Raw genomic sequence first — 15,273 nt, 5'->3', positions numbered from 1 at the left:
TAAATTTACTTTTAAATTTAGAAAAATCATGAACCAGATTATCACCTTTGGTGAAGTATTAATGCGTATTTCGCCTAGAGGAAACAAAAAATTTATTCAATCTAACAACGTAGAGTTTTATTTTGGAGGTACAGAAGTAAATGTAGGAATTTCAATTGCCAATTTTGGAGGAAAAGTAAAACACATCTCTTGTATTTCTGATGATTTTATTGGTAACACAGCAATATCTTATTTGAATAAATTTGACCTTGACACCACTGCAATTGTACGTTCTAGCAGACCTTTGGGTGTTTACTTTTTAGAGGTTGGTGCAGTTATTAGACCAAGTTCTATTTCTTATAACAGATCTCACTCCTCTTTTTCTGAAATAAAACCAGAAATGGTTGATTGGGAAAAATCGTTAGAAAATGGCAAATGGTTTCATTGGACAGGAATTACACCTGCCTTAAATAAAGGTAGTCAGCAAACTTTATTAGAAGGTTTAAAATTGGCTCGTAAAAAAGGCTTACAAGTTTCTGCAGACCCTACTTATAGAAGTGGTTTATGGAAATATGGAGAAAATCCTAGAGAAATTTTATCAGAAATGATTGAATATTCAACCATTTTTATAGGCGGAATTAATGAAATAAATGAACTTTTAGAAACTGAATATACTTACTCTAATGAAGATTTTATAGCAGCTAGTAAGCAGTTAATGGAAACATTTCCTTCCATAGAAAAGGTATTTGATAAAATTAGAACATCTATTAATTCTTCTTGGCATAAAATAAGAGCGAGAATGTGGAATGGAATTGAATTTAGAGAAACCGAAGATATAGACATTACACATGTTGTAGACAGAATTGGAACTGGTGATGCATTTGCAGCTGGCTTAATTCATGGTTTACAAAAGTTCGATGATTTTAAAGCCATACAATTTGCATCTGCTGCTTGTGCTATAAAACATACGTATTTGGGTGATGTAAATTATGCTAATGAAGAAGAAGTAATTAGTATTTTAGAGGGTAATACTACTGGTAGGCTAAAAAGATAAAACAATAAAAAAGGCAAGTAATAATTACTTGCCTTTTTTAAACTTTTTAATTGAATTTAATTCATTAAATCTTCAATCTCATCTGCTTCAATAGGTATGTTTCGCATTAAATTAAAAGGTTCTCCTTTTTCTTGTACAACAACATCATCTTCTAAACGAATTCCAAAACCTTCTTCTGGAATGTAAATTCCTGGTTCTACTGTAAAAACCATATTTGCTGTCATTGGTTTATGTAACAAACCATAATCGTGAGTGTCTAAACCTATATGATGACTTGTGCCATGCATAAAATACTTTTTATAAGCAGGCCACTTTGGATCTTCATTTTGAACATCAGCTTTATCTAATAAACCTAATTTTAATAACTCAGAGGTCATAATTTTACCAACCTCAACATGATAATCTTTCCAAATAGTGCCAGGTACTAATAGTTTTGTAGCTTCGTTTTTTACATAATTTACAGCATTGTAAACTTCTTTTTGTCTTTTAGAGAATTTACCTGAAACTGGTATAGTTCTAGATAAATCGCTCTTATAATTGGCGTATTCTGCTGCTATATCAAACAAAATTAAATCGCCACTTTTACATTGCTGATTGTTCTCTATATAATGCAAAACATTTGCATTATTACCAGATGCTATAATTGGTGTGTACGCAAACCCTTTAGATCTATTTCTTACAAATTCATGCAATAATTCTGCTTCAATTTCATACTCCCAAACACCTGGTTTTACGAAATTTAGAATTCGCCTGAACCCTTTTTCTGTGATGTTGCAAGCATGTTGCATTAGCTCTAATTCAATACCATCTTTTACAGCTCTTAAATCTTGTAAAATAGGGTTACTTTTTGCAACAGAATGTGCAGGATATTTAGCCAATAACCATTTTGTAAATCGGTCTTCACGTGTTTCTGTTTCTACAGAAGCTCTATAATGTTCGTTGGTATTTATGTAGAATGTATCTGCGTAAGTAGACATTTCAAACAAGGTTTTTTCTAAGTCTTGCAACCAGAAAATAGTTTGAACTCCGCTTGTTTTTGTAGCTGCTTCTTTCGTTAGTTTTTCACCTTCCCAAACAGCAATATGTTCATTTGTTTCTCTAACAAATAATACTTCTCTTAAATCTTCATTAGGACAATCAGGAAATAACATTAACACACTTTCTTCTTGATCTACACCACTTAAATAAAAAATATCTCTGTGTTGTTCAAAAGGCATTGTGCTATCTGCACTTATAGGATAAATATCATTTGAGTTAAAAATAGCAATACTTTTAGGCTTCATTTGAGCCATAAAATTTTTACGGTTTTTTATAAAAAGTTCTGAATTTATTGGGTTGTATTTCATGCGTACTTAAATTTTAGTACACAAATGTAGCAATTAAAAACTCAAAAAAAGAGTGCTAGTTTCGTTTACTTTTGGCTGCACCACTTCTACCTCTTCCTGAATTATTTGCGGGTTTTCTTCGCTTATAATTGTTAGTTCTTTTCGCTTTTTTAGGTGTGTCTGAATTGCCTTGTGTAGTTTTTTTCTTTTTGTTAAATGAACCTTTACTTTGAGAAGCTGCTCTTTTTGGAGCTGCTGTATCTGTAGGTTCAAAACCTTCTACAACTATCGATGTTAATTTCTCATTCAATAGCTTTTCAATTTCTTTTTGATATTCTGTTTCTTCACTACAAACTAATGAAATGGCTTCACCTTTTGCGCCTGCTCTACCAGTTCTACCAATTCTATGCACATAATCTTCGGGTACATTTGGCAACTCATAATTTATTACATAAGGCAATAAAGGTATGTCTAAACCACGAGCTGCAATATCTGTAGCCACCAAAACTTTAATGGTATTGTCTTTAAAGTTTTTTAAGGCTTTTGTTCTAGCACCCTGACTTTTATTACCATGAATAGCTGCTGCAGAAATTTTAGACTTAATTAAATTCTGCGTTAATCTATTTGCTCCATGTTTGGTTCTTGTAAAAATTAAAACCTGATTCCAATTATTGTCTTTAATCAACTTTATTGTGAATTCAGTTTTCTTCTTTTTATCAATTTGATAAACTTTATGCGATACTTTTTTAGCCGTAGAATTTTGGGGTGCAGTTTCTACTTCTATAGGATTTTTTAAAATACCACTAGCTAGTTTTTTAATTTCTTTAGAAAACGTAGCAGAAAACATCAAGTTTTGACGTTTTGCAGGCATATAACTAATAATTTTGTTAATGTCTCTAACAAAACCCATATCTAACATTCTGTCTGCTTCATCTAAGATAAAAACGTCAATTCGTTTAAATGAAACTGCTTTTTGGTCATGTAAATCAAGTAATCTTCCTGGTGTTGCCACTAGTATATCTACACCTCTTTTTAAAGTAGCAATTTGAGAAGCTGCTTTTACACCTCCAAAAACCACTGCAGATTTTATATTTACATATTTGCTATATTCTCTAACATTATCATGCACTTGAGCAGCCAATTCTCTAGTTGGTGTTAAAACCAAAGCTCTAATTGGCCTATATTTTGGGTGTTTCGTTTCTGATAAATATTGCAAAACTGGTAGTGTAAAACCTGCTGTTTTACCTGTACCTGTTTGTGCAGAAGCTAACACATCTTTACCTTTTAAGATATGAGGTATTGCTTTTTCTTGTATTGGGGATGGCTTTGAATATCCTTTTTCTTCTACTGCTTTTACAAAAGCATCTGATAAGCCTAATGATTTAAATGACATAGTTGTTGTTTAAGAAACAACTAGTTGTTGTTGGTTCTAAATTGCTACAAAGGTACACTGATTACTCTACTAAACGCAATTATTAGGTGCATATTTCATAAATAGAATACCAAATAAAAAAAGATGCTTAACAGCATCTTTTAATCTATATTTTCATCATAAAAATTACCTTCTTCTAGCTCTCGTTCCTCTAAGAACTCCTACTAAAAATAAAATAATAATTGCACCTGTTGCACCAACAACTATATCTTCTAACCAATAAGGATTAATGTTTAATTTTATACCCAATTCTCCATAAAGCCAGTCACCTACAAAACTTCCTGCAATACCTATAATAATATTAACAATAAGACCAAACCCATTGTCTCTCATTAAAACATCAGCTATATAACCACAAATGGCACCAATGATAATTGTGTACAAAATACCCATAATAATAATTTTTTATTGTTTAATTGATTTCTAGCTAAAATAAAAAAAATTAACAATATTTTACTAAAGGATATATTTTAAAACCAATATTTTAGTAAATTAATTCAATAATTAGCAATATTAATCGCAATTCAACATCAACAAATAACCTAACTATTATGAAAAAATTTATCTTTTTTTTCTTCTTATCAACCTCATTTTTATGTTTTAGCCAGCAAAGTGCAACAAGCGCTTCTAAAGTTGCTGAATCTCTAAAAATTAAAGAACAACTAGCTCAAAATTCTTTAGTTAAAAATGTAAGTTTCACAAATATTGGACCAACAGTAATGAGTGGTAGAGTTGCAGATGTAGCTGTAAACCCTAACAATACTACAGAATTTTATGTGGGTTATGCTTCAGGTGGTTTATGGTATACAAATAATAATGGTACCTCATTTACTCCAATTTTAGACAATTCTCCAACACAAAATATTGGTGATATTGCTGTAGACTGGAACTCAGGTACAATTTGGGTAGGTACAGGAGAAAAAAACTCTTCTAGATCTAGTTACGCAGGAATTGGTTTGTTAAAATCTACAGACCAAGGTAAAACTTGGCAAAATATGGGTTTAACAGATTCTCATCATGTTAGTAGAATAGTTATAAACCCAAATAATGTTAACGAAGTTGTGGTTGGTGTTATAGGTCATTTGTATTCTTCAAATGCAGAAAGAGGTATTTTTAAAACTACAGATGGTGGTAAAACTTGGGCAAAAACGCTATTTGTAAATAATGATACGGGTATTATTGATGTAGCATTTGCACCAGAAAACTTTAATATTATGTATGCTGCATCTTGGGAAAGAGAACGTAAAGCCTGGAACTTTGATGGTGATGGTTCTAATTCTGCCATTTATAAAAGTACAGATGCAGGTAATACTTGGACTAAAGTTTCCGACAATTCTGGTTTTCCTACAGGAAATGGTGTGGGTAGAATTGGTTTAGCTGTATTTAATGAAAACACAGTTTACGCTTTGCATGACAGTCAATTTAGAAGACCAAAAGGTGCCGCAAGAAAAGCTTCTGATGCACTTACCAAAGAAGATTTTAAAACAATGTCTAATGCAGAATTTTTAAAATTAGACGATAAAAAAATAAACACATTTTTAAAAAATAACGGATTTCAAGAAAAGTACAGAGCAGAAAACGTAAAACAAATGGTTAGAGTTGGTACAGTAAAACCTGCAGATTTAGCTAGCTACCTAGAAGACGCAAATGCTATGTTATTTGATACTCAAGTTGTAGGTGCAGAAGTATTTAAAACTACTAATGGAGGAAAATCTTGGAAAAAAACACACGATAATTTCTTAGATGGTGTTTACAGTTCTTACGGTTATTACTTTGGTGAAATACGTGTTGACTTGCAAGATGAAAACGCAATCTATGTTTTGGGTGTTCCTATCATAAAATCAAAAGATGGTGGTAAAACCTTTACCTCAATTAGTAAAGAAAATGTGCATTCAGATCATCAAGCATTATGGGTAAATCCAAAAAAATCTGGTCATATTTTAAATGGTAATGATGGTGGTTTAAACCTTTCTTTTGATGATGGTGCAAGCTGGATTAAATTAAATGATCCTGCAGTTGGACAATTCTACTCTGTATATGCAGACACTCAAAAGAATTATAAAGTTTATGGTGGTTTGCAAGACAATGGTGTATGGGTAGCTGCGAATAATGCAAGGGTAGATAAACGTTGGCAACAATCAGGTCAAAATCCATACGAATCAATTATGGGTGGAGATGGTATGCAAGTACAAGTTGATGAAAGAAATCAAAATATTGTGTATACAGGTTATCAATTTGGAAATTATTTTAGAATTGATAGAGAAAAAGGCAAGCAAACTTATATTCAGCCAAAGCACACATTAGGTGAAACTCCTTATCGATTTAATTGGCAAACACCAATTTTATTGTCAAAACACAATCAAGATATTTTATATTTAGGAGGTAATAAATTACACAGATCTTTAAATCAGGGTGATGATTGGGAAACGATTTCTGACGATTTAACCACAGGTGGTAAAAAAGGTAATGTAGCTTATGGTACTTTAACCTCAATTTCAGAAAGTCCGTTTCAATTCGGATTAATTTATGTTGGTTCAGATGATGGTTACATCAACCTTACCAAAAACGGAGGTGGAAATTGGACGCGTATTTCTAATAACTTACCCCAAAATTTATGGGTGTCTAGAGTTATAGCATCAGCACACAAAAAAGAGCGTGTTTACGCAACTTTAAACGGTTATAGATTTGATGATTTTACACCTTATGTTTACATGTCTAATGATTATGGACAAAGTTGGACAAACATTGGTAAAAACATACCAACTTCTGCTGTAAATGTTATTAAAGAAGATCCAGAAAACGAAAATATACTGTATTTAGGTACAGATAATGGTTTGTATATTTCTTTTAATCAAGGTACATCTTGGGAGGCATTTAGTAATAATTTACCAAATGTTGCAGTGCACGATTTGGTAATACAGCCAACTGCAAAGCATTTAATCGTTGCCACTCATGGGCGTAGTTTATACAAAGCAGATATTTCTGCCTTACAAAACATGAATTCTGATGTAATTACTAAATCTACGCACATTTTCAAAGTAAAAAATATTAGAAAAAACAGAAACTGGGGTCGTTCTTGGAGTCAATGGAGAGATGCTTATGAGCCAGAAATTACCATTCCTTTTTATGCAAATGCAGACAGAAAAAGTACACTTGCCATTTACCAAGGAGATGTAAAAGTAAACGAAATGGAAATAGCTGCTTCTAAGGGTTATAATGAAGTAGAGTTTGACTTAACTTTTTCTAAGAAAGGTTTAAAAGCTTATGAAAAAGCAAATAAAAATTCTAAAATTAGAGCTGCACAAAATGGCGTAAACTATCTACCAAAAGGTAAGTACACTATTAAAATTGATGATGAAACAAGCAGTTTCGAAATAAAATAATTGTAAAAAAGGGGCTTTAAAAGTCCCTTTTTTTATGACAAATATTTATGAAAAAAACACTATTACTATTATTTTTTAGTCTTGTAAGTATTTCAAATGCACAATCGAAATACACTGGTTTTTTCGAACTTTCTACACCAAAAAAAGTCTGGGTAATTTTTCATCCTTTTAAGGCTAAAAAGGCATTTAGAATTTCTGAAGAAACAAATAAAGTTTCAGACTCTATTAAAAAAACGAATGTCTTAGACAAAGACGCTTCTGGAGGCCAAGTTGATGCTTTTAGACATGCTTTTTGGATGGCTCGTTTAAGACAAGAGTTAGGAAAATCGGCTGCACGTTCTTTAGGAAAAGCACATGAAAGAGAAAACTACAAAACCTTTAAAAAAAGAAAACTAGAAGATGGTAGTGTACCTGATGAAATATCTTCTGTAATGGATTTGCATAACAATGAACAAGGTTTGGCACTAGTTGTTAAAGACGAAAAAGTATCGCAGAAAGAATTAATTATTAGAATAATTAACGCAATAAAAAGTGGTAAAATGAAAATTATCAAGAAAGATTCAAAAGGTAATTTTTTAACTTGTGAGGGTATTGTAATTTCACCAAAAAGTTTAAAAGGAAAATGGAAAAACAACAAATGCCTAATTGCTTCTAACCCTAAAACTTAAGATTTATTTAAAACTATTCTAAATACTAGCGAAAACGTTATAATTTCTTTGCTATGCATTTGTTTAAGCCTTATTTTTGTATATAATTATTAACTAATTTAAAAAAATGAGCGGATTTTTCAAATCTTCAATAGGTAAAAAAGTGTCTATGGCACTTTCTGCATTCTTCTTAATGGTTTTCCTTTTACAGCATCTATCAATAAACATGATGTCTGTATTTAGTGCAGATTTATTTAATGAAGTTTCACATTTTATGGGTACAAATCCAGTTGTACAATTTGCTTTACAGCCAATCTTAATTTTTGGTGTTGTGTTTCACTTTATAATGGGTTTCATCCTAGAAATTCAAAATAGAAATGCAAGAAATGTATCTTACGCACAAAACAATGGTTCTGCCAACTCTAGTTGGATGAGTAGAAACATGATTTGGTCTGGTGCAGCTATTTTAGCATTTATAATTTTGCACTTTATCGATTTTTGGTTTCCAGAAATCAATACAAAATTTATTCAAGGTGATTGGTCTGGTTTGCATAATGGCGAATTTAGATATTACCATGAGTTACAAGAAAAATTTGTAAACCCAATTAGAGTTGCTGGTTACTGTATTGCTTTTGTATTTTTAGGTTTACACTTAGCACACGGTTTTACCTCAGCATTTCAGTCTGTAGGTGCAGCATCTTTACGTAAAAAATTAGGCGTATTAGGAAAAGCTTATGCTATTATAGTGCCTTTAGGCTTTATAATTATTGCGCTTTATCATCATTTAAATCATAACCATTAATCTTAAATAACTATGGCTTTAGATTCAAAAGTACCAAAGGGTCCAATTAAAGATAAATGGACTGAATATAAAAATCACATAAACTTGGTAAACCCAGCAAACAAGCGTCATATAGATGTTATTGTTGTAGGTACAGGTTTAGCAGGTGGTTCTGCTTCTGCAACTTTAGCAGAATTAGGCTACAATGTAAAAGCATTTGCGTATCAAGATTCTCCAAGAAGAGCGCACTCTATTGCAGCTCAAGGAGGAATTAACGCAGCAAAAAACTATCAAGGAGATGGAGACTCTACCTACAGATTATTTTATGATACTGTTAAAGGTGGAGATTACAGATCTCGTGAAGCAAACGTATATAGATTAGCAGAAGTTTCTGCAAACATTATAGATCAATGTGTAGCACAAGGTGTACCTTTTGCACGTGATTATGGTGGTTTGTTAGACAACCGTTCTTTTGGTGGGGTTTTAGTATCTAGAACTTTTTATGCAAAAGGGCAAACTGGTCAGCAATTATTGTTAGGTGCATACTCTGCAATGAACAGACAAATAGCACGAGGTAAAATAGAAATGTTTAACAGACATGAAATGTTAGACGTTGTTATTGTTGATGGTAAAGCAAGAGGAATTATTGCACGTAACTTAGTTACAGGAGAAATAGAACGTCATTCAGCACACGCAGTTGTAATAGCATCTGGTGGTTATGGTAACGTATATTTCTTATCTACAAATGCAATGGGTTCTAACGTAACTGCAAGTTGGAAAGTGCATAAAAAAGGAGCATATTTTGCAAACCCTTGTTATACACAAATACACCCAACATGTATTCCACGTTCTGGAGACTATCAATCTAAATTAACTTTAATGTCAGAATCATTAAGAAATGATGGACGTATTTGGGTACCAAAAAATTTAGAAGATGTAAAATTAATTCGTGAAGGAAAGAAAAAACCTACAGAATTATCTGAAGACGAAAGAGATTATTATTTAGAAAGAAGATATCCTGCTTTTGGTAACTTAGTACCAAGAGATGTTGCTTCTAGAGCTGCAAAAGAACGTTGTGATGCTGGTTATGGAGTAAATGCTACAGGTGAAGCTGTATACTTAGACTTTGCATCATCTTTTGTTAGGTATGGTACAGAACAGGCAAAAATTCAAGGTATAGTAAATCCTACAGATGCTAAAATAAAAGAATTAGGTCAAGAAATTGTAAAAGCCAAATATGGTAACCTATTTCAAATGTATGAGAAAATTGTAGATGAAAATCCATACGAAACACCAATGATGATTTACCCAGCTGTACATTATACAATGGGTGGTGTTTGGGTTGATTATAACTTAATGACAACAATTCCTGGTTGTTATGCAATTGGTGAAGCCAACTTCTCAGATCATGGTGCAAACAGATTAGGAGCATCTGCACTAATGCAAGGTTTAGCAGATGGTTATTTTGTATTGCCATATACTATTGGAGATTATTTAGCTGATGATATTAGAACAGGTAAAATATCTACAGAAACTCCAGAATTTGAGGCTGCAGAAAAAGAAGTAAGAGAAAGAATTGAATTCTTTGTAAATAATAAAGGAACACACTCTGTAGATTACTACCACAAGAAATTAGGAAAAATTATGTGGGACAAATGTGGAATGTCTAGAAACGCAGAAGGTTTAAAAACTGCAATTCAAGAAATTTCAGATTTAAGAAAAGATTTCTGGCAAAATGTAAATGTACCAGGTACAGATACAGAATTTAATGAACAGTTAGCTAAAGCTGGTAGAGTAGCAGATTTCTTAGAATTAGGAGAGCTATTTGCTAAAGATGCTTTAGAAAGAGAAGAATCTGCAGGAGGACACTTTAGAGAAGAACATCAAACTGAAGAAGGAGAAGCAAAACGTTTAAAAGAATTCCAATTTGTTTCTGCTTGGGAATATAAAGGAGAACCTAAAGATGCTGTTTTACACAAAGAGCCTTTAGAGTATGAGAATATAGAAGTAAAAGAAAGAAGTTATAAATAAAAAAGATAGAATGAATTTAACACTTAAAATTTGGCGTCAAAAAGATGCTTCAACCAAAGGTAAAATGGTTGATTATAAAGTTACTGAAATTTCAGAACACATGTCTTTTTTAGAAATGATGGATGTTTTGAACGAACAATTGGTAAACTCTGGTGAAGAACCAGTTGCTTTTGACCATGATTGTAGAGAAGGTATCTGTGGTATGTGCTCTATGTATATTAATGGTGAAGCACATGGACCAGATAGGGGTGTTACTACCTGCCAATTACACATGCGTATGTTCAAAGATGGCGATACTATTACTATAGAACCTTGGAGAGCTGCAGCATTTCCTGTAATCAAAGATTTAGCAGTAGATCGTTCTGCTTTTGATAGAATACAACATGCAGGAGGTTACATCTCTGTAAATACCTCTGGTAATACTCAAGATGCCAATGCAATACCAATTAAAAAGGAAGCAGCAGATACAGCAATGGATGCAGCAACCTGTATTGGTTGTGGTGCTTGTGTAGCAACTTGTAAAAATAGTTCTGCAATGTTATTTGTAGGTGCAAAAGTATCTCAATATGCTTTATTACCTCAAGGACAAGTAGAAGCAGCAGACAGAGTTAGAAATATGGTTGCTCAAATGGACTTAGAAGGTTTTGGAAACTGTACAAATACAGGTGCATGTGAAGTTGAGTGCCCTAAAGGAATTTCTTTAGACAACATTGCAAGAATGAATAGAGAATTAATGAAAGCCTCAGTTTAAGAACAAGGTTATTACCTCATTTAAATTTCTAAATTTTTAGAAAACAATCTAATAAACCCAAAATGATTTTTCATTTTGGGTTTTGTTTTATTGCTCAAAATCTTCAAAGAATTTCTTAGGTGTTATATTAAGCGTATCTAAAATTTCAAAGAGTCTGTAAACATCTAACTTGGTCTTACCTGTTTCTACCTTAAAATAGCCACTGTACGTTAAGTTAAGTTGTTCAGATATATCCCATTGAGTTAAACCTAACTCTTTGCGCCTATCTACTATTTTCTTTAAAACTAATTGCCTATTTAACTCAGATTTTTCTATTTCTTTTTCTTTAGCTTTCTCCCCCATTATTTTTGTAATCCTTCTTTTTATTCCTAACAATAGCTCAAAAATAAGTTAAAAGTTTGATACAGTAATTTCCAATTTGGACTACCCATTTATGGGGATAAGGGTGTATCCCCATAAATGGGTAGTCCAAAATAGGAATTAAATTTTTTGTAGAAAAACGCTAACTTTATTAAATTCCAAGAAAATTGTTCAATTCTTACAACTTCTCCCATTGTAATAATTATACGAAATTAAAGCACTTACCCTTATTTTACCAAGAATCATAATGTTGTTTATTGGGTATAATTTATAAAATCTCTACTTAAAACTATACGTTTTTAAACTATCATTATTTGCAAGTACAAGTAACAAGTTCTTATTTTTCATTTTAACAACTGTAGTTTCTTTTATTTGATTATGAAAAGGTTGAATACCATATTTAGAAACAGGTTCTACATTCTTTGCATCACCCATAAAATAGCCTTTTAAGGCTGTATAACCACCATGATATGTATTAACCTTTAAAGAATTACCAGATATTAATAATTGATCTTTATTATTAATATTAACTTTTGTAAAAGAGGTAATAGGCCCCATTTGTAAACTGGCCTCAAAAGGTACAAAGTCGCTAAATTTACCATTGTTATTTTCTAAGTAACCAGAAGACAATGTATTTATTTGACTTCTTTTAGCTTTAGCTATTATAGAATCATTAAATATTTTATTAAAAGGAGTTAGCGCAAAATTTGCATGATTTACAAACTTCTTACTCATCACATTCATTTGTGAAGCCAATTCATCTTTTGTGTTTAGAGGATAATAATCATCACCAACTTTATAGGTGATAATACTTTCCTTTTTTCCGTTTTTATCAAAGTCTCCAAAATAGAAATAAATAGGATTTTCGATATACTTTGTAAACCTATTATTCTCTCCCCAATTTCCTAAAACAATGTCTTGATCTCCATCTAAATCTACATCAAAAGTGGCAATGCTTTGCCATAAACCATGTAAACTTTCTGGCAATTCTTGTAAGGTGAAATTACCATTGTTGTTGATGTAAATCTTAGGAGTGTCCCACTCTGAAGCAATCAATAAATCTTTTTGATCATCGTTATTCACATCTGCCCAAACTGCATCTGTAACTCTACCATTAAAATTAAATTTTAAGTGAATAGTATAGTTTCCTTTTCCATCATTGTTTAAAATTGCAGAATTTACTGTAGCTCCAAAACTACCAGGATTGGATAAGTTACCAATAAAAATATCTTCATCTCCATCTTTATTATGATCGTAAGCAATAATTGTAGAGGTGTTTAATGGATTGATTAACGTTTTATTTTCAGATCGTTTAAAGCTACCATTTGTATTAATGTACAAACGATCTACTTCATAATTCTGATTTCTTTTTTCATGAATACCAGAAGCTACATAAAGGTCTAAATCTCCATCTTTATCAATATCTATAAAAGCAGCATCATTATCTTCAAAAGCCTTGTCTGTTTCAAATACTGCTGGTATATTTTTTTTGAATGATGTACCAGAATTCAAATAAAGTGCAGCAGCATTTCCAGAAGAACCTCCTATAAAGATATCTTCAAAACCATTATTATCTATATCTGCTATGGCCATTGCTGGCCCAAGAGTAGAAACTTTATATGGCAACAGTTTTTCGGAAAAAAAGTCGTTATAAGAATCTTCTTCGTGAACATAATCAATTAAATTTTCTTCTTTAAAAGTTTGATTAATACTGTTTTTTGCATCAGCTTTAAACAATCTTTTAGTTGATGAGTAAGTGATTTTTGTAAGCTGATTTGCAGAAATACCTTCAATTTTTTGAACTTCTAAATTTGGCCAAATAACCAAAACTGAATCAATTTTAGCAATAGTATCTAAACCAAAATGAACCTTAGCTTCTGTAGAAGATAAAAAACCTCTCGATTTAAAAATTTGTTTGGTTTGCTTTTTACCATTAGAATATAAATGAACTTTAGCACCTATGGCTTCTTTATTACTTTCTATATAGGCTAATTGAAATGAAGCTGATTTAGTTGTAGCTGAACTGTTATTCTTAAAAATACCTGCAGGCGCATTTACGTTATTGGTTACCAAGTCTAAATCGCCATCTAAATCTAAATCTACATATACAGCCCCATTAGATAAAGAAGCTTCTTTCGCCAGCCAATTGCCTGTAGTTTCTTTAAATCTTGAAGAATTACCTTTAAATATTTGATTTGGAACACTACCACTTGGCATTTCATTAATTGATTTGTACAACCAATCTACTCCTTTCTTTTGCCCATATTTTTTAAAGGTACTAGAAACATATTTTTTAAAATCTAAACTGTTAGGTCTTCTTAGAATTCCGTTAGAAATAAATAAATCTTGATGACCATCGTTATTAAAATCAGCAAAAAGAGGAGACCAACTCCAATCTGTATCTGCGACACCATTATATAAAGCAGTTTCGTTAAAGTATTCTCCATTTTGATTGATTTGAAGCATGTTTCTAGAGTATTGATCTCTGTACCCTAAATTTTTAAGATTGGCTTGCATGTTAAGCATAGCATCATCTCCTTCTGTTTCTTTTAGTACTTTTTCGTCATTTGGCAACATGTCTAAAGTAATGATGTCTTGATAACCATTGCCTGTAATATCTGCTGCATCACTTCCCATAGAAAAACGACTTATTGTAGAAAATTTAGAAGCTAATTCTTCTGAAAACGTACCGTTTTTATTGTTGATGTAATAGTAATCATCTTCATGAAAATCGTTACAAACGTAAATATCATCCCAACCATCGTTATTAAAATCTGCAATAGAAGCACTTAAACCATAACCATTTACGCCACCAAAAATATTAGCCTCTGTACTTACATCTGTAAATTTACCATTGTTGTTCTGCAGTAAAACATCGCCAACCAAAGGCATTCTCTTGTTACGTTTAGAGGCTTTACCATGAGATAAGTTAGTATGCACTGCATGATTTACGATGTAAACATCTAAATCGCCATCTTTATCATAATCAAAAAAGTAAGATTGTGTACTATATCCTTTAAAATCTAAACCATATTCCGCAGATTTTTCCGTGAATGTATTATCGCCATTATTAATATACAATTCGTTATGACCTTGAAAATCTAAAAGTTGAGAAACTGCACAAACATAAATATCTAAATAGCCATCGTTATTAATATCAACCATGGTAACACCAGTATTCCAATCAGCATTGCTCTCAATCTTAGATTTTTTGGTAATATCTTCAAATTTAAAATCGCCTTTATTTAAATATAGCTTATTTTGGTTTTGATTAGAAACAAAACATAAATCTGGTAAACCATCATTATTAATATCGCCAGTTGCAACACCTCCACCATTGTAAAAATAGATGTAGTTTATAATGCTATGATTGGCATCTTCTGTAAGCTGATTCTTAAAATCTATGCCTGTTTCTGAGGCTGCAACTTGATTTAGAAGATAGTTTTCTGAAGGCTCTTTCTTACACTTGCTAAACGTAAATAGGACAATAAGGGCACCTAAAAGTAAATATTGCTTGGTCATTAAAATTA

At 31.8% G+C, this 15,273-nt stretch carries 11 protein-coding genes; 6 read left to right on the top strand and 5 right to left on the bottom strand.

What is annotated here, in order from left to right; genetic code table 11:
• Window positions 1–28: 28 nt before the first annotated feature.
• Complete coding sequence (locus tag V7R38_RS05275; protein ID WP_334056425.1) at window positions 29–1,033, top strand: sugar kinase; 1,005 nt, start codon at window positions 29–31, stop codon at window positions 1,031–1,033.
• Window positions 1,034–1,089: 56 nt separating this feature from the next.
• Here V7R38_RS05275 and V7R38_RS05270 read toward each other — a convergent pair whose 3' ends face one another.
• The 3 genes from V7R38_RS05270 to V7R38_RS05260 form a co-directional block, all read right to left on the bottom strand.
• A complete protein-coding gene (locus V7R38_RS05270) occupies window positions 1,090–2,379 on the bottom strand; it encodes an aminopeptidase P family protein (RefSeq protein ID WP_334056423.1) in 1,290 nt (429 codons plus the stop codon).
• 55 nt (window positions 2,380–2,434) lie between these two features.
• Window positions 2,435–3,751 (bottom strand): DEAD/DEAH box helicase, encoded by a 1,317-nt coding sequence (locus V7R38_RS05265; RefSeq protein ID WP_334056421.1) that lies wholly within the window; start codon window positions 3,749–3,751, stop codon window positions 2,435–2,437.
• A 165-nt stretch (window positions 3,752–3,916) separates the two neighbouring features.
• Complete coding sequence (locus tag V7R38_RS05260) at window positions 3,917–4,183, bottom strand: GlsB/YeaQ/YmgE family stress response membrane protein (RefSeq protein ID WP_015481369.1); 267 nt, start codon at window positions 4,181–4,183, stop codon at window positions 3,917–3,919.
• A gap of 158 nt (window positions 4,184–4,341) precedes the next feature.
• On the opposite strand from V7R38_RS05260, the gene V7R38_RS05255 reads away from it, so the two are divergent.
• The 5 genes from V7R38_RS05255 (at window position 4,342) to V7R38_RS05235 (ending at window position 11,383) form a co-directional block, all read left to right on the top strand.
• Window positions 4,342–7,173: a WD40/YVTN/BNR-like repeat-containing protein gene (locus V7R38_RS05255; RefSeq protein WP_334056418.1), complete on the top strand. Its 2,832-nt coding sequence runs from the start codon at window positions 4,342–4,344 to the stop codon at window positions 7,171–7,173.
• 47 nt (window positions 7,174–7,220) lie between these two features.
• Window positions 7,221–7,841 carry a DUF6973 domain-containing protein gene (locus V7R38_RS05250; protein WP_334056416.1) on the top strand — a complete coding sequence of 207 codons (621 nt, stop codon included), beginning with the start codon at window positions 7,221–7,223 and terminating at the stop codon, window positions 7,839–7,841.
• Between the two features lie 106 nt (window positions 7,842–7,947).
• Window positions 7,948–8,622, top strand: coding sequence for a succinate dehydrogenase cytochrome b subunit (locus V7R38_RS05245; protein WP_334056413.1), 675 nt, complete (start codon window positions 7,948–7,950; stop codon window positions 8,620–8,622).
• A 12-nt stretch (window positions 8,623–8,634) separates the two neighbouring features.
• Complete coding sequence (locus V7R38_RS05240) at window positions 8,635–10,632, top strand: fumarate reductase/succinate dehydrogenase flavoprotein subunit (RefSeq protein WP_334056411.1); 1,998 nt, start codon at window positions 8,635–8,637, stop codon at window positions 10,630–10,632.
• A 10-nt stretch (window positions 10,633–10,642) separates the two neighbouring features.
• Entirely contained in the window at window positions 10,643–11,383 is a 741-nt protein-coding gene (locus V7R38_RS05235) for a succinate dehydrogenase/fumarate reductase iron-sulfur subunit (RefSeq protein ID WP_015481374.1), read from the top strand.
• Between the two features lie 87 nt (window positions 11,384–11,470).
• Here V7R38_RS05235 and V7R38_RS05230 read toward each other — a convergent pair whose 3' ends face one another.
• Window positions 11,471–11,725 carry a helix-turn-helix domain-containing protein gene (locus tag V7R38_RS05230; protein WP_334056408.1) on the bottom strand — a complete coding sequence of 85 codons (255 nt, stop codon included), beginning with the start codon at window positions 11,723–11,725 and terminating at the stop codon, window positions 11,471–11,473.
• Between the two features lie 297 nt (window positions 11,726–12,022).
• A complete protein-coding gene (locus V7R38_RS05225) occupies window positions 12,023–15,265 on the bottom strand; it encodes a VCBS repeat-containing protein (protein ID WP_334056406.1) in 3,243 nt (1,080 codons plus the stop codon).
• Between the last annotated feature and the right edge of the window lie 8 nt (window positions 15,266–15,273).

It is taken from the genome of Polaribacter sp. P097 (assembly GCF_036864555.1).
Taxonomy (GTDB): domain Bacteria; phylum Bacteroidota; class Bacteroidia; order Flavobacteriales; family Flavobacteriaceae; genus Polaribacter.
The sequence above is the reverse complement of the archived record's forward strand: the minus strand, read 5'-3'. Positions and strand labels throughout refer to the sequence as shown.